Below are 24,478 nucleotides of genomic sequence, written 5' to 3' on the forward strand. Positions count from 1 at the left end.
TGCCCCCTCGAGGTCATAAGCTTATCAAGCTGCGGCTCCCAGGGACGAAAGGCTTGCCAATCCCTTCCAGAAGGGAAGAACACCTTCTTGCAGGGTTCGTCTTATGCTTAGCGGGGGTGAACAAGGTGCTTCCGCATTTCTTAGGTATAAATCCCCTCCTTTCAGTCGAAAATGCTAACAACTCAAATGTGGAGGGGAGATTCAAATGAAAACAGGAACATTGAAGCAAATTTTACTGATAACGGATGGCTGTTCAAATCAGGGTGAAGATCCCGTTGCCATGGCGGCCTTGGCCAAGGAGCAGGGAATAACTGTGAATGTCATCGGAGTCATGGAGCAGGATGTCATTGATGAGCAGGGAATGAATGAAATTGAAGGAATCGCGATGTCAGGAGGCGGTGTCAGTCAGGTTGTCTACTCTCAGCAGCTGTCCCAGACGGTACAGATGGTGACGAGAAAAGCCATGACCCAGACCCTTCAGGGAGTTGTGAACAAGGAGCTTCAGCAGATCCTCGGCGGTTCCAAAACAATGGAGGACCTTCCGCCTGATCAGCGCGGCGAGGTGATGGAGGTTGTGGATGAACTGGGTGAGACAGTCGAACTTGAAGTGCTGGTTCTCGTGGATACCAGTGCAAGTATGAAACATAAGCTTCCAACCGTTAAGGAAGCCTTGCTGGATCTTTCTCTAAGCCTTAATGCACGATCTGGTGATAACCGATTTTCCGTATTCGTATTTCCCGGGAAAAAGAAAGATGTCGAAAAACTGCTGGATTGGACGCCGAATCTTGAATCGCTGACCAGCATTTTCTCGAAATTGACAACAGGAGGGATTACGCCTACAGGTCCGGCTATTCAAGAGGCCTTAAACCATTTCAAGAAAAAACGTTCATTAAGGAGTCTGCTTTCCCGTGATGATGAATCATTCTTTGAAGAGTCAGTGTAAAGTAAACCCTGGTACTGTAATTGAAGGAAAGTGGCACCGAAACCGATATACCATTATAAAGGAATTAGGGTATGGTGCGAATGGGATTGTTTATCTCGCTAAAAACCAAAATCAGCAGGTTGCTTTGAAAATGAGTGATAACGGGATGTCCATCACGTCTGAAGTGAACGTCCTTAAATCCTTTGCAAAGGTCCAAGGCTCTGCCCTCGGGCCTTCTTTGCTTGATGTGGATGATTGGGATAGGAGAAGCGGAAAGGTTTCGTTCTATGTAATGGAATATATACAGGGCCCTGATTTACTGACATTTATCCAGCAAAAAGGATCATCCTGGACCGGTGTTTTAATCGTACAGCTGCTGAACGATCTTGATTCCTTGCATAAAACGGGCTGGGTTTTCGGTGATTTAAAGCCGGATAATTTGATCGTAACAGGCCCTCCTTCAAAAATACGCACCATAGATGTGGGTGGAACCACCATTCAAGGCAGGGCGATAAAAGAATTTACCGAGTTTTATGATCGCGGCTATTGGGGATTGGGGACCAGAAAGGCTGACCCGGCCTACGATCTCTTTGCTGCAGCCATGATTATAATCAATACGGCATACCCAAAAAGGTTTGCCAAGACAACCGGTGACTTCAAACAGCTCAAAATGATGGTCCGCCAAAAGAAAGAGCTGCTGAAATACGAAGATGTTATTCTAAATGCCCTGCAAGGCCACTATAGCTCGGCTGGTGAAATGAGAAATGATATGCTCCAGCTCACTCGTTCAAATCCTGTGCAAAGGAGCACGGGAAACAGGAACGCCGGACAAAAAGCCCGTCCTCAGCCTGCCAGCAGGCAAGTGTACAGGCAGAAAAAACAGAAAGGGAGCATCTTTGAAACTCTGCTGATTACCCTTATCGTGACGCTTCTTTATTTCTTATATATTTATGGGCAGCTGCTTTAAATTTGAGAAAAATGAAACTTTCTTCTCCCTGATTCGTATAGTAAGCTTAATCCCTTTTGATATTTACCCTTTAAAAATGATATGCTTTTCTATATGAAGGATTACGCTGCCCTTTGCAGGGGTAGTATAAAGTGAAACTTCAATAATAGAGGATGATTTTTTTCTCTGATTGTCAGCGATAAATATATTTCTATCGGATAAGGAAGAAGCCTATGCTCCAAGAGAAAGTGAGTGCTTTCCTTAAGAAAAAGGGATTGGATTTAAATAATAAGAAAATAGTAGTCGGTGTATCGGGAGGACCGGATTCAATCGCCCTGCTTCATTATTTTTGGAACCAGAGACAGCAGCTTCAAATAGAACTAATCGCCGCTCATGTCGATCATATGTTCAGAGGCGAGGAATCTTTTCAGGACGCCATGTTTGTGAAGGATTACTGCAGAAAGAAAGCCATTCCATTTGAAATGGAAAGAGCGAATGTACCGGAGTATATGGAGAAGTCCGGGAAGAGTTCCCAGACAGCTGCAAGGGATTGCCGCTACAGCTTCTATCAAAGAACCGCCAAGAAATATGGGGCAGAGTACATAGCGCTGGGACATCATGGCGATGACCAGGTTGAAACCATATTAATGCGGCTCACAAGGGGAAGCACCGGCAGCGCAAGAGCAGGAATTCCTTTCAAGCGTCCATTTGGCGATTATTTTATCATCCGCCCTTTCCTGTGCTTGAATAGAGCCGAAATCGAAGACTACTGCCTGAAGGAACGCCTGAACCCCCGGCGGGATCCAAGCAATGAAAAAGGCATATACAGCCGCAACCGATTCAGACAGGAAGTGCTCCCATTCCTGAGAAAAGAAAACCCTCAGGTGCATGAGCATTTTCAAAGATTCAGTGAAGATTTGCAAAGTGATGAAGCATATCTGCAGGAATTAACGGTCCACAAAATGAATACAGTAATGAAAAAGAAGGCCAATGAGGAAATTAGTATGGATATCGATGCTTTCGAGGCAATGCCAATGCCTTTACAAAGGAGAGGGATTCAACTAATATTAAACTATCTTTATAAGGAAAGGCCGGCATCGTTATCGGCATCTCATATTGAGAGCATTTTTTCCTTAATGAAAAGTCCTCATCCATCGGGAAATCTAGATTTTCCAGGCGGTTTACATATTGTACGCTCCTACCGGCAATGCCACTTCTTATTCCCGAAGGAACCTGTACAATCCTATCGATATGAAATCTTCGAACCTGCATGCATTAAACTCCCAAACAGCGGATCGATTATCCTTGAATATGCTGACTGTTCTGATGGAATTCTAAACAATGATACCCTGGTATTAGACAGGGAGAGTGTTTCTTTTCCAATCATTATCAGGACTAGGGAAAAGGGAGACCGCATGACGCTTAAAGGAATGCAAGGGTCCCGAAAGATAAAGGACATTTTCATCGATCATAAAGTACCGCTGCATGATCGGAAAACATGGCCAATTGTGACAGATGCACAAGGCAGGATCCTGTGGGTGCCTGGTTTGAAGAAATCACATGATGATAGGCAGCAGCAATCTTGTACCAGCTATATTATTTTAAAATACATAAAGCAATGATCTTCTAGGGGGCACAATAAATGATGAAAAATGATATTGAAAAAGTACTGATTTCGGAAGAGGAGCTGCAGGATAAGATTAAATCCCTTGCTGCTGAACTCACTGAAGAATACCAGGACCGATTCCCGCTTGCCATTGGGGTGTTAAAAGGAGCAATGCCTTTTATGAGCGACCTTTTAAAGCGTGTGGATACATATCTTGAGATGGACTTCATGGATGTTTCAAGCTATGGGAATTCAATGGTTTCTTCAGGAGAAGTGAAAATTCTGAAAGATCTTGATACTTCTGTGGAAGGCAGAGATATTCTGATTATTGAGGATATCATCGACAGCGGCTTGACACTCAGCTATCTTGTTGAGCTGTTCCGCTACAGAAAAGCGAAAAGCATTAAGATTGTAACACTGCTTGACAAGCCAACAGGAAGAAAGGCTGATATCAAAGCTGATTATGTAGGATTTATTGTTCCTGATGAATTCGTAGTCGGCTACGGCCTGGATTACGCGGAAAAATACCGCAATCTTCCATATATTGGAGTCCTGAAGCCGGAAGTATACAGCAACAACGATTAAGGAAATCCTAAGCATTGATCTTGCATTAAAGCCCTTTACTGAAACAAGAATCACCCGGTTTTAAGAAGTCTAATTCCTTGTATTGGCACGATTTTCTATGATACTATACACTATAGTTTGTTTACCGTGGGAGGAGGTAAGGGATGAATCGGATCTTCCGGAATACCATCTTTTATTTATTAATATTTTTAGTCATTATTGGAGTTGTCAGCTTCTTTAACGGCAACAATGAACCAACGGAGCACATCTCTTATAATAAATTTGTTGATCACTTGGAAAGCGGCGACATTACGTCCATTTCCCTTCAGCCTGAGAGAGGTGTATTTGAAGTACGGGGTCAGCTTGAAGGATATGAGGAGGGCAAATACTTCCTGACTTATATCATGAACAATGATAATATCCTTGACCGTGTGGATCAATTAGCCCAGTCTTCAGATGTAGAAGTCATGCCGGCTAAGGAAACAAGCGGATGGGTGACATTCTTTACGTCAATCATTCCTTTCATCATCATCTTCATACTATTCTTCTTCCTGCTGAACCAGGCGCAGGGCGGAGGAAGCCGTGTGATGAACTTCGGCAAAAGCAAAGCCAAGCTTTATGATGAAAGCAAAAAGAAAGTGCGCTTTAAAGATGTTGCAGGCGCCGATGAAGAAAAGCAGGAGCTAGTTGAGGTCGTTGAGTTCCTTAAAGACCCGCGCAAATTTGCTGAATTGGGAGCAAGAATTCCCAAAGGGGTTCTTCTTGTAGGACCTCCAGGAACAGGTAAAACCTTGCTTGCACGGGCGGCAGCCGGTGAAGCGGGCGTTCCGTTCTTCTCCATAAGCGGTTCTGATTTCGTTGAAATGTTCGTAGGTGTGGGTGCTTCCCGTGTCCGTGACTTATTCGAAAATGCGAAAAAGAACGCGCCATGTATTATATTTATCGATGAAATTGATGCTGTAGGGCGCCAGCGTGGTGCCGGCCTAGGCGGCGGACACGATGAACGCGAGCAGACCCTTAACCAGCTTCTAGTTGAAATGGATGGATTTGGAGCAAATGAAGGAATTATCATCATTGCTGCCACAAACCGTCCGGATATCCTTGACCCGGCATTATTGCGTCCGGGACGTTTTGACCGACAGATTACAGTTGACCGCCCAGATGTCAAAGGCCGTGAAGCAGTGCTTAAGGTACATGCCCGCAACAAGCCTTTAGATGAGTCGGTTAACTTAAAGAGCATTGCGATGCGTACACCTGGATTTTCAGGTGCAGACCTTGAAAATCTATTGAATGAAGCAGCGCTTGTAGCGGCCCGCCGCAATAAGAAAAAAGTCGATATGGAAGATATCGATGAAGCAACAGACCGCGTTATTGCAGGACCAGCTAAGAAAAGCCGTGTTATTTCCCAAAAGGAAAGAAACATCGTTGCTTTCCATGAAGCCGGTCATACAGTCATCGGTTTAGTGCTTGATGAAGCTGAAATGGTTCATAAAGTGACAATCGTGCCGCGCGGCCAGGCTGGCGGATACGCAGTGATGCTTCCGAAAGAAGACCGCTACTTCCAGACGAAACCAGAGCTTCTCGACAAAATTGTCGGCTTGCTTGGCGGACGTGTTGCAGAGGAAATCGTGTTCGGCGAAGTGAGTACAGGTGCCCATAATGACTTCCAGCGTGCGACAGGCATTGCCCGCCGCATGGTAACCGAATTTGGAATGAGCGATAAGCTTGGACCATTGCAATTTGGACAGTCTCAGGGCGGCCAGGTCTTCCTTGGACGTGACTTCCATAATGAACAAAACTATTCAGATGCAATCGCCTATGAAATTGATCTTGAAATCCAGCGCATTATCAAGGAATCTTATGAAAGAGCAAGAAAGCTCCTCACAGAAAACCGAGATAAGCTAAATCTGATTGCAAATACATTGCTTGAAGTCGAAACGCTTGATGCGGAACAAATCAAGCATTTATCAGATCATGGCAGACTGCCTGACCGTTCAGTGACTTCTATTTCAACTGATGAAGATGTGAAAGTGAACATCAGCATCAAGAAAGAAGATCCTGCTGAAACAGGCGAAATTCCTGAAACAAGGGAAGGCTCAAGCCCTGCAGAAGCTGACGTGCCTCCTGCCATCGACGAAGAACGCAAAGACAAATAACCAAAAGCGCCTCTAGGGGCGCTTTTTTTTGCGGGAAAAATATCAATTGCCAGACCAGTTGGAATTTCCGATTACACGAAACAATAACAGTTGTGATATGATGTTTTCAGTGTAAAAAAAATATCAGATAAGGCTATTTTCGTAAAGGTTGTTGCTCTCAACTGCAAACTTGTTTTAATTTGCTGAGTTGATTGCAGCGGAGGGTGCTTGATCCTCGAAAATGCTTCCGCATTTTCTTTGTGCGGTGCTAATTCAAGGAGTCTTACTCAATGTCCTGCGGGAGAGAAGTGGAAGACCCCGAAGGCTTCATTTTTCCCCGCGAAAAGCAAGTGCCCCGTGCTGAATTCAACGGGCAAAATATAAGTAACAACTATTTATGATAAAAAGTCAATAATCATAAAGTGGTGAGAATGTTGATCTTTGTTTTCGACGTAGGAAATACGAATATCGTTCTGGGTGTCTATGATCAAGATGAATTAAAGCATCATTGGCGAATTGAAACCAACCGGAATAAAACAGAAGATGAATACGGAATGATTGTGAAGTCTCTGTTTGAGCATGTGAATCTTTCCTTTTCAGATATAGATGGCATTATCATTTCCTCTGTAGTGCCTCCAATCATGTTTTCGCTTGAAAGAATGTGCCAGAAATACTTCCATGTTAAGCCCCTTGTCGTGGGTCCTGGAATCAAAACAGGCTTAAACATCAAATATGAAAATCCGAGAGAAGTAGGTGCAGACCGCATCGTCAATGCAATAGCAGCCATTCATGAATATGGAAGCCCGTTAGTCATTGTCGATTTTGGAACAGCCACTACCTATTGCTATATCAATGAAAATAAGCAATATATGGGTGGCGCAATTGCCCCGGGAATTGGAATCTCGACCGAGGCTCTTTACTCACGTGCCGCCAAGCTTCCAAGAATAGAAATTGCCCGTCCTGATCATATTGTCGGGAAGAATACTGTATCTGCCATGCAGGCTGGGATTTTATATGGTTATGTTGGCCAGGTTGAAGGTATAGTAAAAAGAATGAAAGATCAGGCATCGCAAAAACCTACTGTCATTGCCACTGGGGGTCTCGCAGGTTTAATTGCGCAGGAATCGGATATCATTGATGTCGTGGATCCATTTTTAACTTTAAAGGGTTTGCAGATTATTTATAAACGAAATATGGAAACCATAAAAAAATAGGACGTAGCTTAAAAAGCCGCTGACATTATAAGCGGTTTTCTGGAAGATAAGTAAATGTAAACTTTTTGAACTCGAAAATTGTCTAGCTCCAGCGCCTACCCCCTCTAGCTCACAAGCCAATCCTCCCCAAAGGCTAAGAACGTCTTTCGGCGAGGCTCGGCTTGTGCTTGTCGGGGGTGGGCAAGGCGCTTCCGCTTTTCGTAGAAAGGAGAAAAAAATGAGCGATTATTTAGTAAAAGCACTTGCATATGATGGACAAGTCCGTGCCTATGCATCTCGCACTACCGAAACAGTTGGAGAGGGCCAGCGCAGGCATTATACATGGCCAACCGCTTCAGCCGCATTAGGAAGATCCATGACGGCGGGCGTCATGATGGGCGCCATGCTGAAGGGCGATAACAAGCTGACTATCAAAATCGAAGGCGGCGGTCCCATTGGCGCCATCCTTGTAGACAGCAATGCTAAGGGAGAGGTGCGCGGCTATGTAACAAACCCGCAGACGCACTTCGATCTTAATGAGCAGGGCAAGCTTGACGTGCGCCGCGCGGTCGGCACTGAAGGGACGCTGACTGTCGTGAAGGATATTGGAATGAGAGAGCACTTCACAGGACAGGTTCCGCTGATTTCTGGAGAACTTGGAGATGATTTCACATATTACTTTGTTACTTCTGAACAGGTGCCTTCTTCCGTCGGAGTGGGTGTTCTTGTTAATCCTGACAATTCCATTCTTGCTGCTGGGGGATTCATTCTGCAGCTTATGCCGGGAACTGATGAAGAGACGATTACATTAATTGAGAACAGACTGAAAGAAATTCCGCCTGTATCCAAATTAATTCAGCAGGGATTAACGCCTGAAGAGCTACTGGAAACAATCCTTGGCAAAGACAATGTGAAGTTCCTTGAAAAGCTTCCTGTCTCCTTTACTTGTACATGTTCAAAAGAGCGTTTTGCCAATGCGATTATAAGTCTGGGTGAAGAGGAAATTCAGCAGATGATCGATGAAGATGGCCAGGCAGAAGCATCCTGCCATTTCTGCAACGAGAAATACCACTACACTAAAGAAGAACTCGAAGAATTAAAGAACGAAGTAAAGTAATAATTGAAATTGCTAAAGCGTCTGTCTGACTGCATCTTTTAGGCTCCTGAAAGTAAGGCCGCTGAGGTTCGGATAGCGCGGCTCTTGGGCTAATTGTATTATTAAAATTCATATCTTTGAACTTCGAGAATTGTCTAGCTCCAGCGCCTGCCCCCTCGAGGTGTCGGGGGATGTGCAAGGCGCTTGCGCTTTTCTTAGGGGGAGGAGCACTTGGAAAAGAGACAGCTTTTTATGATTATTGCCGGTTTGGTGCTGCTGAACCTAATCACATTGGCCTTTTTGCTATTTAAAGGCGATGGCAGCGGGGAAGCAGTAGCAAAAGTCGGGGGAGATAAAATCACTCGCCAGGAATGGATGAGTGAGATGGAAACAAAATACGGAAAAAGCACATTAAGTGAATTAATTGATCAGAAGGTCATTGAAGAAGCAGGGGAAAAATACGGGGTGAAGGTCTCTGAAAAGGCTGTAGATCTTGAACTGAAAATGGTCAAGACCATGTACGGCGGCAATTTCACCGATGAGATGAGCGAAGACAAGTGGCGCAGGCAAATCAAAAATAACCTTATTCTTGAAGAACTGCTGACTGCCGATGTCTCCGTCTCTGAAGAAGAAATGAAAAGCTACTATGAGCAAAACAGCAGTCAGTTCCAAGTTCCGGACACTTATCACATCTCTCAGATTATCGTTAAAACAAAAGAAGAAGCGGAACAGACATTGAAGGAGCTGGATGAAGGCTCGAGCTTCTCTGTGCTTGCGATGGAACGGTCGATCGATGAATTTACCGCCAGCCTGGGGGGGAATGCAGGGTATGTCAGTGAAGATGATGAACATATACCGGCAGAAGTCTTTGAACAGGTTAAAACCCTTAAGCCCGGCAAGTGGACCAAGCCGATTAAAACGGAAAATGGATATGCCGTTGTAATGCTCCATGAGCATTTAAAGGGAGAAAATTATTCCTTTAAAGAAGTGAAGAGCATGATTCGCCGCCAGATCGCTCTTGAGCAGATGGATGTTCCTGTCTCTGCAAAGCCCTTTTGGAAAGAAGCAGAGGTCGAGTGGTTTTACGGTGAGCAGTAAATAAAAAGCACGGAGTGTTCCGTGTTTTTTTCTGTATACATTGAGTATCATGTATAAAAGTGGGTAGTTTAAATATAATGACAAAAGTATGAATTTTCTTTTAAATAGCAATCAAATTCATTGACATTCCCATTGGGAATTGGTAAATTTGTATTAAACCAATAAAAATAGTCGGAAATGAGGAGTGGGGAAATGGTACGTGTAGCAAATTCGATTGCAGACCTTGTTGGCCAGACGCCAATTGTGAAACTAAACCGTTTAGTTGATGATAATAGTGCAGATGTTTATCTGAAATTGGAGTACATGAATCCTGGAAGCAGCGTAAAAGACCGTATTGCCCTGGCAATGATCACTGCCGCAGAGAAAGATGGAAGCCTTAAGCCAGGTGATACCATTATTGAACCGACAAGTGGAAATACAGGAATCGGATTAGCGATGATTGCAGCAGCAAAAGGCTATAAAGCGGTTCTTGTCATGCCGGAGACGATGAGTATGGAGCGCAGAAATTTACTTCGTGCTTACGGGGCCGACCTTGTACTCACACCTGGACCGGAAGGAATGGGCGGTGCGATCCGCAAGGCGCAGGAACTGGCAAAGGAAAATGGCTATTTCGTGCCTCAGCAGTTTGAAAACCCTGCGAACCCTGAAATTCACCGTTTAACAACAGGACCTGAAATTACAGAGCAGATGGGCGACCAGCTGGATGCATTCATATCCGGAATCGGTACAGGCGGAACGATTACAGGTGCCGGCCAAGTGCTTAAAGAAAAATATAAAAACATCAAAATTTACGCAGTTGAACCAACCGATTCTCCTGTACTATCAGGCGGAAAGCCGGGTCCTCATAAAATCCAGGGCATTGGAGCAGGATTTGTACCGGATACCCTGGATACAAAGATTTATGATGAAGTGATTCAAATTACAAACGATGAGGCATTTGAATATGCCCGCCGCGCGGCCAAGGAAGAAGGAATCCTAGGAGGCATTTCCTCTGGTGCGGCGATCAGTGCGGCCCTAAAAGTTGCCAAAGAGCTTGGAAAAGGGAAAAAAGTTCTGGCGATTATCCCAAGTAACGGCGAGCGTTATTTAAGTACTCCTTTATACCAATTTGAAGCTGAATAATGATATGACAGCGGTCTCCAATGACCGCTGTTTTTTTTGTATGGGGCGACTGCAAAATTGAACGATGTAAATAACTCTGTGGAAGAGTGTCTGCATCTAGCTCCAGCGCCTACCCCCTCGAGGTCACAAGTCTGTCTAGTTTCAGCTCCTTAGGGACTCGAGACATAAGCCAATCCTTTCCAGAAGGAAAGAACACCTTCTTGCAAGGCTCGTCTTATGCTTGTCGTCTCTGGGCAGCCGCCACCACAATTCGGTTTGTCTTGTTTCGGCTCCTGGGGACTCTCAGGTCTAAACCATTTCCTTTCAGAAAAAAGAACCTTCTTACAGGAATCGTCTTTTGCCTGAGGCCCGCAGGACAAGGAAGGCTTCATCAGCATAAACATCGACAGCTTTTTGGAGGATGCGGGTTATGCAGACGTTGCCACAGGACGTGGGCGTTCTTAGTCTGCCATCTTTCGCGGGCAAGGCGCTTCCGCTTTTGTTTCGTATAATAAAAATTATGAAAGCATGCCCTACATCATGTATGATGAAAAAAGAGAAATATATAGGGGTGACAATCATTGAAGCAGCTTCACATCCATGCCAAAAAAATACCTTATACATATAATCGGTTTTTCCGCCAATACCGCTCGCTGTCGGAGGGATTGGCGCATCATGTTCTGCTCGAAAGCGGACGTGGCGGCAGGTACAGTATCGCAGCCTTTGAGCCGGAAGCTATTTTAACAGGCAAAAATTCAGAACTTGAAATTTTGAGAGACGGCGAAAAACAGGTGCTGGAAGGCAACCCCCTTCATTTGATGCAGGAATGGCTTAATCAATATAAAGCAGATAAGCTCGATGAACTTCCTGACTTTCAGGGAGGAGCAATAGGGTTTATCAGCTATGATTACGCGCGTTATATCGAAAAGCTTCCAAAGGAGGCTCAAGATGATCTGCAGATACCTGATATTCATTTTTTTATTTATAAAGAATGCTTTGTCTTTGACCATGAAACCAAAGAGCTCTGGCTGATTTTCTTATACGAAAAAGGGGAAGAGCACTCGATTGGGGAATGGGCAGAGAATTGGGAGCAGAGATGGAAGAATGAAAGTGAGGAGCCTTCTGCGAAAGCGGAATACAATCAGGCTGAAAATACACTGGGTGTATCCATGAATGAAGAAGAATTCATGGCTGCCGTCAGGAGTATTCAGGAGTATATTTCACAGGGAGATGTCTTTCAGGTAAATCTCTCGGTACGCCAAAGCCGCCCAATTCATATTCAGGCAATGGAGGTATACGAGCAGCTGAGAGTGTTAAACCCTTCTCCGTACATGGGGTATTTTCACACTCCGGGATACCAGCTTGTAAGCGGATCCCCGGAACTGCTGATTAAGAAAAAAGGAAACACCGTCAGCACGCGGCCGATTGCCGGGACAAGATCCCGCGGGAAGGACCATGAGGAGGACCTCAAACTCGCCAGTGAACTGATTGAAAATGAGAAAGAGCGCGCAGAGCACGTGATGCTGGTAGATCTGGAGCGAAATGACCTTGGAAGAGTCTGCAAATATGGTACCGTTACAGTGGATGAGTTCATGGTCATTGAAAAATACTCACATGTGATGCATATTGTCTCCAATGTAAAAGGAGAGCTGGCAGACGGGAAGAATGCTGTTGATATCATCGACGCTGTATTTCCGGGAGGGACCATTACAGGAGCGCCAAAGGTAAGGACCATGGAAATCATTGAAGAACTTGAACCGGTCACAAGGGGCCCATACACCGGCTCTCTTGGCTGGATCAATTTCAGCGGCGACCTGGAACTGAATATTATCATCCGGACCATGCTTGTTAAAGAAGGACAGGCCCATGTGCAGGCTGGTGCCGGCATTGTTATTGATTCCAATCCTAAAAATGAATACAAAGAGTCGCTGAAAAAAGCAATTGCTCTTTGGAAAGCAAAAGAACTTGCAGAACAGGCAAAAGGGGATCAGCTATGATTTATATGATCGATAATTACGACTCTTTTACGTATAATCTCGTACAGTATCTCGGTGAATTAGGCGAAGAGCTGGTTGTAAAAAGAAACGATGAAACCTCTATTTCTGAAATAGGCAGTTTGCAGCCGAAGTTCCTAATGATCTCTCCGGGGCCGTGCAGCCCGAATGAAGCCGGCATCAGTCTGAAAGCTATTGAAGCTTTTGCGGGCAAAATCCCTGTTTTTGGCGTTTGTCTGGGACATCAATCGATTGCTCAAGTATTCGGTGGTGATGTTGTGCAGGCCGAGCGGCTCATGCATGGAAAAACCTCCGAAATTTTTCATGATGGGAAAACAATTTTTAAGGGCTTGCCCAATCCGTTTCCTGCCACCCGCTACCATTCGCTGATTGTAAAAAAGGAGACTCTGCCAGCTTGCCTTGAGGTCTCGGCCTGGACAGCTGAAGGGGAAATTATGGCCATTCGCCATAAGGAGCTCCCTTTGGAAGGTGTCCAATTCCATCCGGAATCGATTATGACGACGGCCGGAAAGGAACTCCTTCAGAATTTTATTCAGCATTACAAAGCTTTACTGCAGACAGAGGGGATTTAACCTTGTTTATATACATGAATGGTGAAGTTATCAGAAAAGAGGAGGCCAGGGTTTCTCCTTTTGATCATGGTTTTTTATATGGTATGGGGCTGTTCGAAACATTCCGTGTCTATAATGGTCATCCCTTTTTGCTGGATGATCATCTGGAACGGCTGAATTGGAGTCTGGAAGTTCTGAATATCAATGCGAGTTATAAAAGAGAACAAGTGCTTGGAGCGCTGGAGATGCTGCTTGAAAGAAACGGTTATAAGAATGCCTATATCCGGATGAATGTGTCAGCGGGAAACGGGGAGATTGGCCTTCAGACAGCTCCGTACACAAACCCGAATACGATTCTTTTCTGCAAACCGCTTTCTTCAAGGAATACGGGCGCAGAAAAGCAGGCAGTGCTGCTGAAGATTCCCCGCAATACACCCGAAGGGGCAGAACGCCTGAAGTCCCATCATTATTTAAATAACATTCTGGCTAAAAAAGAAGCGGGAAACGACCCTGGCATAGAAGGGTTATTTTTGACAAAGGAAGGCTTTTTGGCCGAAGGGGTCACTTCGAATCTATTCTGGATTAATGGAGGCCATTTATTTACGCCCTCGCTTGATACTGGCATACTTAACGGCATTACCCGAAGATTTGTGATGAGGCTTGCAGAGAAACTGGGGATGAATGTCCAGGAAGGCATGTATAGGCCGGAAGCTATAGTTGGGGCAGATGAAGTTTTTATAACGAACTCCATTCAGGAAATTGTACCGATTTGCATGTTTGATGGCCATCCCATGCCAGGGCTTTCCGGCAAGAAAACAAGAGAGCTCCAGATTCACTATGAATACCACTGTGAATACTTATGGAGCAGGAATGAACTGTAGGAGGATTCATAATGTCTAAAACAACAATTCAGTGTGGACCGTATACGTTGGATTACGGAAAGAAAACCATTGTAATGGGGATTTTGAATGCAACGCCAGACTCCTTCTCGGATGGAGGCAAATACAGTCATCAGGATCTGGCAGTCAAGCATGCTCTGGCAATGGTTGAAAATGGAGCGGATATTATTGATGTCGGGGGAGAATCAACCCGTCCGGGGTTTGATCCGGTGCCTGAAGACGAAGAGCTGAAGCGTGTTTTTCCTGTCATTGAGGCGATATCAAAGGAAGTAGATGTTCCAATATCAATTGATACCTATAAAGCTGAAGTCGCCAGGCAGGCCATTGGAGCCGGGGCTCATATTATCAATGATGTCTGGGGTGCCAAAGCGGATCCTCAGATGGCTTCCGTCGCGGCGGAAACGGAAGCGCCGATTATCTTAATGCATAACCGCAAAGATATGGAATACACTTCATTTTTCCGTGATGTCCTGAATGATCTGTATGAAAGCATCACGCTTGTAAAGTCAGCCGGTGTTAAGGACGAGAAGATTATCCTTGACCCGGGCATCGGTTTTGCCAAAGACTTAAATTATAACCTGCAAATGATGAGAGATTTGGACAAGCTTGTTGCCGTTGGGTATCCCGTGCTGCTTGGAACATCGAAAAAGCGGATGATCGGAACCATCCTGGACCTTCCGGTAGAAGAAAGAACGGAAGGAACAGGGGCCACAGTTTGCTACGGCATCCAAAAAGGATGTCAGATGATCCGTATCCATGATGTAAAGGAAATGAGCCGAATGGCTAAAATGATGGACGCTTTAATGGGAAAAGGTGAATACAATGGATAAAATCTATGTAAACCGAATGGAGTTTTATGGCTACCACGGTGTTTTTCAGGAAGAAACGAGGCTTGGCCAGCGCTTTGCTGTGGACCTTACCGTGGAAGCAGATCTGAAAAAAGCCGGGGAGACAGATAATCTTGATGACTCCATTAACTATGGCGAGCTGTATGCAGTCTGCAAAGAGGTTGTGGAAGGAAAGCCTTATAAGCTGGTTGAAGCTGTAGCAGAAAAGCTGGCGGCAGAACTTCTTTCGCGTTTTCCGCTGATTCTGCAGCTGACTGTCAAAGTAATCAAGCCTGATCCGCCCATTCCTGGCCACTATCAATCAGTTGCTGTTGAAATTACGAGAGGCAGATCATGAAGAATACCGCTTTTATTGCACTCGGCTCAAACATCGGCAGCCGGTTTGAACACTTGAAGGAAGCCATTGAGCTGATTGATCAGCTTCCGGATACCCAAGTGGTAAATACTTCATCTATTTACGAAACCGACCCGGTTGGGTATGAAGATCAAGAACAATTCTTAAATATGGCGATCCAAATTTCTACAGGATTAAATCCCTTTAAATTGCTGGATGCATGCCTTGATATAGAATTAAAACTTGGGAGAAAAAGGGAAATCCAGTGGGGCCCCCGGACAATAGACCTTGACATTTTGCTGTATAATCACGAAAATATTGAAACAGAGAAGCTTATTGTTCCTCATCCTCGGATGCATGAAAGAGCATTTGTCCTTGTTCCTCTTTTAGAGGTTGATTCCAGCATCAGGCTTCCGAAGATGGAGAGGCCCTTAATTTCAATACTGGAAGATATACCTGACAGAGAGGGAGTACGGATATGGAAGCAGAAAAATGGGGAAGACGTATTCGCGCTTTTCGAAAGTTAAAAGGATTTACGCAAGAAGGATTTGCGAGAGAGCTCGGTGTATCGGTTTCGATATTAGGTGAAATTGAAAGAGGAAACCGCATGCCTGCACCGGCTTTAATTGAGCAGATTGCACTGGCGCTTAACATAACACAGGAAGAATTGGCTCCCAGGCAGGAGCACGAATAATATATACGTTTGAATGATTTAAAAGGAGGTGCAATCATGTTCAAAATTGGAGATATCGATCTGAAAAACCGTGTTGTACTGGCTCCGATGGCCGGAGTGTGCAACTCGGCTTTCCGTCTGACTGTAAAAGAATTCGGTGCCGGTCTCGTATGTGCTGAGATGGTCAGCGACAAAGGGATTGTCACTAAAAACGAAAAAACCATGAACATGCTCTATATTGATGAAAGAGAAAAGCCGCTAAGCCTGCAAATTTTCGGAGGCGAAAAAGAAACGCTTGTAGAAGCGGCGAAATTTGTAGATAAAAATACAAATGCAGATATCATCGACATTAACATGGGATGCCCTGTCCCTAAAATCACCAAATGTGATGCAGGTGCCAAGTGGCTCCTTGACCCGGATAAAATTTATGAAATGGTTTCGGTTGTAACGGACGCTGTTGAAAAGCCTGTTACTGTGAAAATGCGCATGGGCTGGGATGAAGATCACATTTATGCTGTAAGAAACGCTCAAGCTGTTGAACGCGCAGGCGGTAAAGCTGTAGCCCTTCATGGACGTACGCGTGTCCAAATGTATGAAGGGAAAGCAAACTGGGATATCATCCGCGAAGTGAAGCAGAGCATTAACATTCCGCTTATCGGAAATGGTGATGTGCAGACACCGGAGGATGCCAAGCGCATGCTGGACGAAACAGGCTGTGACGGTGTCATGATCGGGCGTGCTGCACTAGGAAACCCATGGATGATTTACCGCACAGTCAAATACCTTGAGACAGGTGAATTAATGGGTGAGCCTTCTATACGCGAGAAGATTGATGTGTGCATTCTTCACCTCGACCGCCTGATTTCATTAAAAGGTGAATTTATCGCTGTCCGTGAAATGAGAAAGCATACAGCGTGGTACCTTAAAGGTATACGCGGCAATGCGAAAGTCCGCAATGCGGTCAACGAATGTGATACGAGAGAAGATCTTGTTACATTGCTGAACGCTTTAGTGATCGATGCAGAAGAAAAGGAAAGAAGCCAGATACAGGCAGGATAAGCTGCGTAAAGTTTGACAGGCAGTCTTTCTTTGCCTATAATACTTTTGATAAAAGGAAACTGCCAGTGCATGAACTGGCAGTTTTTATTCTATTTAAATATTTAGGATGTCTGATTTACTCACTTTGTGTAAAATAATAGAGATATACATTTTTGAAGGATCGCAGAATTGTGCGTACATAAAAAGATTTACAAAATGGAGATGATTTCAGTGAGCCAGAGTCATGAAGAATTAAATGACCAGTTAAAAGTAAGACGCGAGAAAATGAACAGCTTGCGCGAACAGGGAATGGATCCTTTCGGGAAACGTTTCGACCGTTCACACCAAAGCAAAGAATTAATAGAGCAGTACGGTGAGCTTGAAAAAGAAGAAATTGAAGAAAAGAATGTTTCTGTCACTCTGGCAGGCCGTATTATGACAAAGCGCGGAAAAGGGAAAGCTGGATTCGCTCATATACAAGATCTATCAGGACAAATTCAAATCTACATCCGCAAAGATGCAGTTGGGGAAGAGAACTATGCAATCTTCGAATCTGCCGACCTGGGAGATATCATTGGGGTCAGCGGTACGCTCTTTAAAACAAAGGTAGGCGAATTGTCTGTTAAAGCGCAGGAATTTGACCTTCTGACAAAATCCCTGCGTCCTCTTCCGGATAAGTTCCACGGTCTTAAAGACGTTGAGCAGCGTTACCGCCAGCGTTACCTGGATCTAATTATGAGTGAGGAAAGCAAACAGACTTTCATCACGAGAAGCCGCATTATCCAATCCATGCGCCGCTACCTTGACAGTCATGGCTACCTTGAAGTTGAAACACCTATGATGCATTCCATTGCAGGGGGGGCATCTGCACGACCATTTATCACTCATCATAATGCGCTGGATATGGAACTTTATATGCGTATCGCGATTGAGCTTCACCTGAAGCGCCTGATTGTGGGCGGCCTTGAAAAAGTGTATGAAATTGGCCGGGTATTCCGTAATGAAGGTGTATCTACACGGCACAATCCTGAATTCACTATGATTGAATTGTACGAGGCTTATGCTGACTATAGAGATATCATGAGCCTGACAGAAAACCTTATTGCCCACATTGCCCAAGAAGTTCTCGGAACAACTTCTGTGCAATACGGTGAGTATGAAGTGGATCTTAAGCCTGAATGGAAAAGGCTCCATATGGTAGATGCCATTAAGGAATATACAGGGGTAGACTTTTGGAAAGAAACAAGCAAGGAAGAAGCACAGCAGCTAGCCAAAGAACACGGTGTTGAAATCAAAGACAATATGGAGTATGGACATATTGTTAACGAATTCTTCGAGCAGAAGGTTGAAGAGAAATTAATTCAGCCTACATTCATCTATGGCCATCCTGTCGAGATTTCACCGCTTGCGAAGAAAAATGAAGAAGATCCACGCTTTACTGATCGATTTGAATTATTCATTGTAGCCCGAGAGCATGCGAATGCTTTCACTGAGCTGAATGATCCGATTGACCAGCGCGAGCGTTTTGAAGCACAGCTTAAAGAACGTGAAGAGGGCAATGATGAAGCTCATATGATGGATGACGACTTCATTGAAGCTCTTGAATACGGCATGCCGCCAACTGGAGGACTTGGCATCGGAATCGACCGCCTTGTTATGCTGCTGACAAACTCTCCTTCTATTAGAGATGTTCTGTTATTCCCGTTAATGCGCCATCGTTAAAATTAATAAAATCAGGCAGAGTACAGTACGTACTCTGTCTTTTTTTTTGTTTTATATAAAGGATTTGGGGACGTAAAATCTGCATAAATGATACTTTTTCCCGAGCAGAATAATGGGAATATTTTTTCTTTCTTTTTTGCGGATAAAAAAGAAAAAAACATATTGCATGTTGTCCTGCAAGGTGATATATTTATATTCGTTGCTGCGAGACAGCGACTTGCAAAAAAGATTTTAAAAAAAGTTATTGACTCAGGTGGTCGAATCTGATAAGATAATAAAGTCGCCTTTGAGCGGCGGATTGATCTTTGAAAACTGAAAGAACAAAAACGTCAACGTTAATTCTTTAGTCTTTTTTGAAAAGACAACTTATGAGCTTAATCAACTCTTATATGGAGAGTTTGATCCTGGCTCAGGACGAACGCTGGCGGCGTGCCTAATACATGCAAGTCGAGCGGACAGATGGGAGCTTGCTCCCTGAAGTCAGCGGCGGACGGGTGAGTAACACGTGGGCAACCTGCCTGTAAGACTGGGATAACTCCGGGAAACCGGGGCTAATACCGGATAATTCTTTCCCTCACATGAGGGAAAGCTGAAAGATGGTTTCGGCTATCACTTACAGATGGGCCCGCGGCGCATTAGCTAGTTGGTGAGGTAACGGCTCACCAAGGCAACGATGCGTAGCCGACCTGAGAGGGTGATCGGCCACACTGGGACTGAGACACGGCCCAGACTCCTACGGGAGGCAGCAGTAGGGAATCTTCCGCAATGGACGAAAGTCTGACGGAGCAACGCCGCGTGAGTGATGAAGGTTTTCGGATCGTAAAACTCTGTTGTTAGGGAAGAACAAGTACCGGAGTAACTGCCGGTGCCTTGACGGTACCTAACCAGAAAGCCACGGCTAACTACGTGCCAGCAGCCGCGGTAATACGTAGGTGGCAAGCGTTGTCCGGAATTATTGGGCGTAAAGCGCGCGCAGGCGGTTCCTTAAGTCTGATGTGAAAGCCCCCGGCTCAACCGGGGAGGGTCATTGGAAACTGGGGAACTTGAGTGCAGAAGAGAAGAGTGGAATTCCACGTGTAGCGGTGAAATGCGTAGAGATGTGGAGGAACACCAGTGGCGAAGGCGACTCTTTGGTCTGTAACTGACGCTGAGGCGCGAAAGCGTGGGGAGCAAACAGGATTAGATACCCTGGTAGTCCACGCCGTAAACGATGAGTGCTAAGTGTTAGAGGGTTTCCGCCCTTTAGTGCTGCAGCAAACGCATTAAGCACTCCGCCTGGGGAGTACGGCCGCAAGGCTGAAACTCAAAGGAATTGACGGGGGCCCGCACAAGCGGTGGAGCATGTGGTTTAATTCGAAGCAACGCGAAGAACCTTACCAGGTCTTGACATCTCCTGACAACCCTAGAGATAGGGCGTTCCCCTTCGGGGGACAGGATGACAGGTGGTGCATGGTTGTCGTCAGCTCGTGTCGTGAGATGTTGGGTTAAGTCCCGCAACGAGCGCAACCCTTGATCTTAGTTGCCAGCATTCAGTTGGGCACTCTAAGGTGACTGCCGGTGACAAACCGGAGGAAGGTGGGGATGACGTCAAATCATCATGCCCCTTATGACCTGGGCTACACACGTGCTACAATGGATGGTACAAAGGGCTGCGAGACCGCGAGGTTAAGCGAATCCCATAAAACCATTCTCAGTTCGGATTGCAGGCTGCAACTCGCCTGCATGAAGCCGGAATCGCTAGTAATCGCGGATCAGCATGCCGCGGTGAATACGTTCCCGGGCCTTGTACACACCGCCCGTCACACCACGAGAGTTTGTAACACCCGAAGTCGGTGGGGTAACCTTTTGGAGCCAGCCGCCTAAGGTGGGACAGATGATTGGGGTGAAGTCGTAACAAGGTAGCCGTATCGGAAGGTGCGGCTGGATCACCTCCTTTCTAAGGATATTTACATGAAACGTGACGTGTTTTGTTCGTTCAGTTTTGAGAGTTCAATCTCTCAATGAAAGATTCGTTCTTTGAAAACTAGATAATGTTAATGAAGAAGCAATAACTGAGTAATCGCCATCTTAGTTTTTTTCTCTGATTTTGAAAATAAGTAAGAGCACAAACCATGAGGACGATGAGCGGCAAGGAGATCAAGGAAGCGACCGAGTGAGCACCGGAGCGTACTTCAGTACGTGAGGAGCGGAGCGAGAGAGCTGACGCAGAGATCCGCAGTCGATCAGCGGCCGAAGTAGGTTAAGTTAGAAAGGGCGCACGGTGAATGCCTTGGCACTAGGAGCCGATGAAGGACGGTACTAACACCGATATGCTTCGGGGAGCTGTAAGTAAGCTTTGATCCGGAGATTTCCGAATGGGGAAACCCCCTATCCGTAATGGGATAGGATCTTTACCTGAATACATAGGGTATAGAAGGCAGACCCGGGGAACTGAAACATCTAAGTACCCGGAGGAAGAGAAAGCAAACGCGATTCCCTGAGTAGCGGCGAGCGAAACGGGATTAGCCCAAACCAAGAGGCTTGCCTCTTGGGGTTGTAGGACACTCTACACGGAGTTACAAAGGAACGAGGTAAATGAACAGGTCTGGAAAGGCCGGCCAGAGAAGGTAAAAGCCCTGTAGTTGAAACTTCGTTCCCTCCAGAGTGGATCCTGAGTACGGCGGGACACGAGAAATCCCGTCGGAAGCAGGGAGGACCATCTCCCAAGGCTAAATACTCCCTAGTGACCGATAGTGAACCAGTACCGTGAGGGAAAGGTGAAAAGCACCCCGGAAGGGGAGTGAAAGAGATCCTGAAACCGTGTGCCTACAAGTAGTTAGAGCCCGTTAATGGGTGATAGCGTGCCTTTTGTAGAATGAACCGGCGAGTTACGATTACATGCGAGGTTAAGTTGATGAGACGGAGCCGCAGCGAAAGCGAGTCTGAATAGGGCGAATGAGTATGTGGTCGTAGACCCGAAACCAGGTGATCTACCCATGTCCAGGGTGAAGTCCAGGTAACACTGGATGGAGGCCCGAACCCACGCACGTTGAAAAGTGCGGGGATGAGGTGTGGGTAGCGGAGAAATTCCAATCGAACTTGGAGATAGCTGGTTCTCTCCGAAATAGCTTTAGGGCTAGCCTCATGTAGTAAGAGTCTTGGAGGTAGAGCACTGTTTGGACTAGGGGCCCCCATCGGGTTACCGAATTCAGACAAACTCCGAATGCCAAAGACTTATCCATGGGAGTCAGACTGCGAGTGATAAGATCCGTAGTCAAGAGGGAAACAGCCCAGACCACCAGCTAAGGTCCCAAAGTATACGTTAAGTGGAAAAGGATGTGGAGTTGCTTAGACAACCAGGATGTTGGCTTAGAAGCAGCCACCATTTAAAGAGTGCGTAATAGCTCACTGGTCGAGTGACTCCGCGCCGAAAATGTACCGGGGCTAAACGTATCACCGAAGCTGTGGATTGACATCTTACGATGTCAGTGGTAGGAGAGCGTTCTAAGGGCGTTGAAGCCAGACCGCAAGGACTGGTGGAGCGCTTAGAAGTGAGAATGCCGGTATGAGTAGCGAAAGATGGGTGAGAATCCCATCCACCGAATGCCTAAGGTTTCCTGAGGAAGGCTCGTCCGCTCAGGGTTAGTCGGGACCTAAGCCGAGGCTGAAAAGCGTAGGCGATGGACAACAGGTTGATATTCCTGTACCACCTCTTTACCGTTTGAGCAATGGGGGGACGCAGGAGGATAGGGTAAGCACGCTGCTGGATTAGCGTGTCCAAGCAGATAGGCCGGTAACGAGGCAAATCCCGTTACCACATAGGCTGAGCTGTGACGGCGAGGGAAATTTAGTACCGAAGTTCCTGATTCCACACTGCCAAGAAAAGCCTCTAGCGAGGGAAAAGGTGCCCGTACCGCAAACCGACACAGGTAGGCGAGGAGAGAATCCTAAGGTGAGCGAGAGAACTCTCGTTAAGGAACTCGGCAAAATGACCCCGTAACTTCGGGAGAAGGGGTGCTCATTAGGGTGAATAGCCCTGATGAGCCGCAGTGAATAGGCCCAGGCGACTGTTTAGCAAAAACACAGGTCTCTGCGAAGCCGCAAGGCGAAGTATAGGGGCTGACGCCTGCCCGGTGCTGGAAGGTTAAGAGGAGAGGTTAGCGCAAGCGAAGCTTTGAATCGAAGCCCCAGTAAACGGCGGCCGTAACTATAACGGTCCTAAGGTAGCGAAATTCCTTGTCGGGTAAGTTCCGACCCGCACGAAAGGCGTAACGATCTGGGCACTGTCTCAACGAGAGACTCGGTGAAATTATAGTACCTGTGAAGATGCAGGTTACCCGCGACAGGACGGAAAGACCCCGTGGAGCTTTACTGTAGCCTGATATTGAATTTTGGTACAGCTTGTACAGGATAGGTAGGAGCCTGAGAAGCCGGAGCGCCAGCTTCGGTGGAGGCGTCGGTGGGATACTACCCTGGCTGTATTGAAATTCTAACCCGCGCCCCTTATCGGGGCGGGAGACAGTGTCAGGTGGGCAGTTTGACTGGGGCGGTCGCCTCCTAAAAAGTAACGGAGGCGCCCAAAGGTTCCCTCAGAATGGTTGGAAATCATTCGCAGAGTGTAAAGGCACAAGGGAGCTTGACTGCGAGACCTACAAGTCGAGCAGGGACGAAAGTCGGGCTTAGTGATCCGGTGGTTCCGCATGGAAGGGCCATCGCTCAACGGATAAAAGCTACCCCGGGGATAACAGGCTTATCTCCCCCAAGAGTCCACATCGACGGGGAGGTTTGGCACCTCGATGTCGGCTCATCGCATCCTGGGGCTGTAGTCGGTCCCAAGGGTTGGGCTGTTCGCCCATTAAAGCGGTACGCGAGCTGGGTTCAGAACGTCGTGAGACAGTTCGGTCCCTATCCGTCGTGGGCGCAGGAAATTTGAGAGGAGCTGTCCTTAGTACGAGAGGACCGGGATGGACGCACCGCTGGTGTACCAGTTGTCTTGCCAAAGGCATCGCTGGGTAGCTATGTGCGGAAGGGATAAGTGCTGAAAGCATCTAAGCATGAAGCCCCCCTCGAGATGAGATTTCCCATAGCGTCAAGCTAGTAAGATCCCTGAAAGATGATCAGGTTGATAGGTCAGAGGTGGAAGCGTGGCGACATGTGGAGCTGACTGATACTAATCGATCGAGGACTTAACCAAAACGAAAAGCGGAGGCGACTGTTCAACTTCGAGAGACGTTGGAGAGCCGGCCATTCAAATCCTGGTTTTGGGATTTGGAGGGACGGATCGAAACGGCCGAGAAGTTAGGAGCCGAAGCTAGACAAGTCATTGGTGAATACTCGGCAAATGCTTCTTCATGCATTATCTAGTTTTGAGGGAACGAAGTTTCTTCAATTACATAGTCCGGTGGCGATAGCGAGAAGGTCACACCCGTTCCCATACCGAACACGGAAGTTAAGCTTCTCAGCGCCGATGGTAGTTGGGGGCTGTCCCCCTGTGAGAGTAGGACGCTGCCGGGCGTATATTATGGAGGATTAGCTCAGCTGGGAGAGCATCTGCCTTACAAGCAGAGGGTCGGCGGTTCGATCCCGTCATCCTCCACCATACAACTTGCCGGTGTAGCTCAATTGGTAGAGCAACTGACTTGTAATCAGTAGGTTGGGGGTTCAAGTCCTCTCGCCGGCACCACTTCAACGAGCCATTAGCTCAGTCGGTAGAGCAGATTGCAGCATCAGTGAATTTCTTCATCTGAATAGCAATCTG

General features: G+C 46.3%; 18 protein-coding genes, 2 tRNA genes and 3 rRNA genes. All 23 read left to right on the top strand.

Annotation, left to right across the window (positions count from 1 at the left end):
- Positions 1–205 precede the first annotated feature (205 nt).
- A complete protein-coding gene (locus A361_RS00405) occupies positions 206–943 on the top strand; it encodes a VWA domain-containing protein (protein WP_009336644.1) in 738 nt (245 codons plus the stop codon).
- Complete coding sequence (locus A361_RS00410) at positions 912–1,889, top strand: protein kinase domain-containing protein (RefSeq protein ID WP_009336642.1); 978 nt, start codon at positions 912–914, stop codon at positions 1,887–1,889. The genes A361_RS00405 and A361_RS00410 overlap by 32 nt, the downstream gene beginning before the upstream one ends.
- Before the next feature lie 212 nt (positions 1,890–2,101).
- Complete coding sequence (gene tilS / locus A361_RS00415) at positions 2,102–3,490, top strand: tRNA lysidine(34) synthetase TilS (protein ID WP_019382056.1); 1,389 nt, start codon at positions 2,102–2,104, stop codon at positions 3,488–3,490.
- Positions 3,491–3,513: 23 nt separating this feature from the next.
- Positions 3,514–4,059 (top strand): hypoxanthine phosphoribosyltransferase, encoded by a 546-nt coding sequence (gene hpt, locus A361_RS00420; protein ID WP_175609168.1) that lies wholly within the window; start codon positions 3,514–3,516, stop codon positions 4,057–4,059.
- Between the two features lie 143 nt (positions 4,060–4,202).
- On the top strand, positions 4,203–6,194 hold the full coding sequence (gene ftsH / locus A361_RS00425; protein WP_009336638.1) for an ATP-dependent zinc metalloprotease FtsH: 1,992 nt from the start codon (positions 4,203–4,205) through the stop codon (positions 6,192–6,194).
- A 413-nt stretch (positions 6,195–6,607) separates the two neighbouring features.
- Positions 6,608–7,387, top strand: a complete 780-nt coding sequence (locus A361_RS00430; protein ID WP_026041723.1) for a type III pantothenate kinase — start codon at positions 6,608–6,610, stop codon at positions 7,385–7,387.
- 217 nt (positions 7,388–7,604) lie between these two features.
- Complete coding sequence (hslO, locus tag A361_RS00435; RefSeq protein ID WP_009336636.1) at positions 7,605–8,483, top strand: Hsp33 family molecular chaperone HslO; 879 nt, start codon at positions 7,605–7,607, stop codon at positions 8,481–8,483.
- A 210-nt stretch (positions 8,484–8,693) separates the two neighbouring features.
- Positions 8,694–9,560 carry a peptidyl-prolyl cis-trans isomerase gene (locus A361_RS00440; RefSeq protein ID WP_009336635.1) on the top strand — a complete coding sequence of 289 codons (867 nt, stop codon included), beginning with the start codon at positions 8,694–8,696 and terminating at the stop codon, positions 9,558–9,560.
- A 192-nt stretch (positions 9,561–9,752) separates the two neighbouring features.
- Complete coding sequence (cysK, locus tag A361_RS00445) at positions 9,753–10,682, top strand: cysteine synthase A (protein ID WP_009336634.1); 930 nt, start codon at positions 9,753–9,755, stop codon at positions 10,680–10,682.
- Between the two features lie 560 nt (positions 10,683–11,242).
- Positions 11,243–12,658: an aminodeoxychorismate synthase, component I gene (gene pabB, locus A361_RS00450; protein ID WP_019382058.1), complete on the top strand. Its 1,416-nt coding sequence runs from the start codon at positions 11,243–11,245 to the stop codon at positions 12,656–12,658.
- A complete protein-coding gene (pabA, locus tag A361_RS00455) occupies positions 12,655–13,248 on the top strand; it encodes an aminodeoxychorismate/anthranilate synthase component II (RefSeq protein ID WP_009336632.1) in 594 nt (197 codons plus the stop codon). The genes pabB and pabA overlap by 4 nt, the downstream gene beginning before the upstream one ends.
- 2 nt (positions 13,249–13,250) lie before the next feature.
- Positions 13,251–14,108 (top strand): aminodeoxychorismate lyase, encoded by an 858-nt coding sequence (gene pabC, locus A361_RS00460; RefSeq protein ID WP_009336631.1) that lies wholly within the window; start codon positions 13,251–13,253, stop codon positions 14,106–14,108.
- A gap of 11 nt (positions 14,109–14,119) precedes the next feature.
- Positions 14,120–14,956, top strand: a complete 837-nt coding sequence (gene folP / locus A361_RS00465) for a dihydropteroate synthase (protein ID WP_019382059.1) — start codon at positions 14,120–14,122, stop codon at positions 14,954–14,956.
- Positions 14,949–15,311, top strand: a complete 363-nt coding sequence (folB, locus tag A361_RS00470) for a dihydroneopterin aldolase (protein WP_009336629.1) — start codon at positions 14,949–14,951, stop codon at positions 15,309–15,311. The genes folP and folB overlap by 8 nt, the downstream gene beginning before the upstream one ends.
- A complete protein-coding gene (folK, locus tag A361_RS00475) occupies positions 15,308–15,835 on the top strand; it encodes a 2-amino-4-hydroxy-6-hydroxymethyldihydropteridine diphosphokinase (protein ID WP_019382060.1) in 528 nt (175 codons plus the stop codon). The genes folB and folK overlap by 4 nt, the downstream gene beginning before the upstream one ends.
- Positions 15,787–16,002 (top strand): helix-turn-helix domain-containing protein, encoded by a 216-nt coding sequence (locus A361_RS00480; RefSeq protein WP_009336627.1) that lies wholly within the window; start codon positions 15,787–15,789, stop codon positions 16,000–16,002. Before folK ends, A361_RS00480 begins: the two co-directional genes overlap by 49 nt.
- A 36-nt stretch (positions 16,003–16,038) precedes the next feature.
- Positions 16,039–17,040 carry a tRNA dihydrouridine synthase DusB gene (gene dusB, locus A361_RS00485; protein WP_009336626.1) on the top strand — a complete coding sequence of 334 codons (1,002 nt, stop codon included), beginning with the start codon at positions 16,039–16,041 and terminating at the stop codon, positions 17,038–17,040.
- 201 nt (positions 17,041–17,241) lie between these two features.
- The gene (gene lysS / locus A361_RS00490; protein ID WP_026041724.1) at positions 17,242–18,741 is read left to right on the top strand and encodes a lysine--tRNA ligase; all 1,500 of its coding nucleotides are present in this window, start codon (positions 17,242–17,244) and stop codon (positions 18,739–18,741) included.
- Between the two features lie 386 nt (positions 18,742–19,127).
- Positions 19,128–20,677, top strand: a 16S ribosomal RNA gene (locus A361_RS00500).
- A 301-nt stretch (positions 20,678–20,978) separates the two neighbouring features.
- Positions 20,979–23,914 (top strand): 23S ribosomal RNA (locus A361_RS00505).
- 203 nt (positions 23,915–24,117) lie between these two features.
- Positions 24,118–24,234, top strand: a 5S ribosomal RNA gene (rrf, locus tag A361_RS00510).
- The 16S, 23S and 5S rRNA genes sit together here with 2 tRNA genes alongside, the layout of an rRNA operon.
- A 9-nt stretch (positions 24,235–24,243) precedes the next feature.
- A tRNA-Val gene (locus A361_RS00515) sits at positions 24,244–24,319 on the top strand.
- Between the two features lie 8 nt (positions 24,320–24,327).
- Positions 24,328–24,403: transfer RNA gene (locus A361_RS00520), tRNA-Thr, on the top strand.
- Positions 24,404–24,478 lie beyond the last annotated feature (75 nt).

Source organism: Cytobacillus oceanisediminis 2691 (assembly GCF_000294775.2).
GTDB lineage: Bacteria > Bacillota > Bacilli > Bacillales > Cytobacillaceae > Cytobacillus > Cytobacillus pseudoceanisediminis.

What these genes read in the sequence shown, in the direction of transcription:
- A361_RS00410 (WP_009336642.1), top strand. Translation starts at nt 912, where the DNA reads ATGATGAATCATTCTTTGAAGAGTCAGTGTAAAGTAAACCCTGGTACT.
- cysK (WP_009336634.1), top strand. Translation starts at nt 9,753, where the DNA reads ATGGTACGTGTAGCAAATTCGATTGCAGACCTTGTTGGCCAGACGCCA.
- dusB (WP_009336626.1), top strand. Translation starts at nt 16,039, where the DNA reads ATGTTCAAAATTGGAGATATCGATCTGAAAAACCGTGTTGTACTGGCT.
- folK (WP_019382060.1), top strand. Translation starts at nt 15,308, where the DNA reads ATGAAGAATACCGCTTTTATTGCACTCGGCTCAAACATCGGCAGCCGG.
- hslO (WP_009336636.1), top strand. Translation starts at nt 7,605, where the DNA reads ATGAGCGATTATTTAGTAAAAGCACTTGCATATGATGGACAAGTCCGT.
- tilS (WP_019382056.1), top strand. Translation starts at nt 2,102, where the DNA reads ATGCTCCAAGAGAAAGTGAGTGCTTTCCTTAAGAAAAAGGGATTGGAT.
- A361_RS00480 (WP_009336627.1), top strand. Translation starts at nt 15,787, where the DNA reads ATGGAAGCAGAAAAATGGGGAAGACGTATTCGCGCTTTTCGAAAGTTA.
- A361_RS00405 (WP_009336644.1), top strand. Translation starts at nt 206, where the DNA reads ATGAAAACAGGAACATTGAAGCAAATTTTACTGATAACGGATGGCTGT.
- lysS (WP_026041724.1), top strand. Translation starts at nt 17,242, where the DNA reads ATGATTTCAGTGAGCCAGAGTCATGAAGAATTAAATGACCAGTTAAAA.
- hpt (WP_175609168.1), top strand. Translation starts at nt 3,514, where the DNA reads ATGAAAAATGATATTGAAAAAGTACTGATTTCGGAAGAGGAGCTGCAG.
- pabA (WP_009336632.1), top strand. Translation starts at nt 12,655, where the DNA reads ATGATTTATATGATCGATAATTACGACTCTTTTACGTATAATCTCGTA.
- ftsH (WP_009336638.1), top strand. Translation starts at nt 4,203, where the DNA reads ATGAATCGGATCTTCCGGAATACCATCTTTTATTTATTAATATTTTTA.
- folB (WP_009336629.1), top strand. Translation starts at nt 14,949, where the DNA reads ATGGATAAAATCTATGTAAACCGAATGGAGTTTTATGGCTACCACGGT.
- folP (WP_019382059.1), top strand. Translation starts at nt 14,120, where the DNA reads ATGTCTAAAACAACAATTCAGTGTGGACCGTATACGTTGGATTACGGA.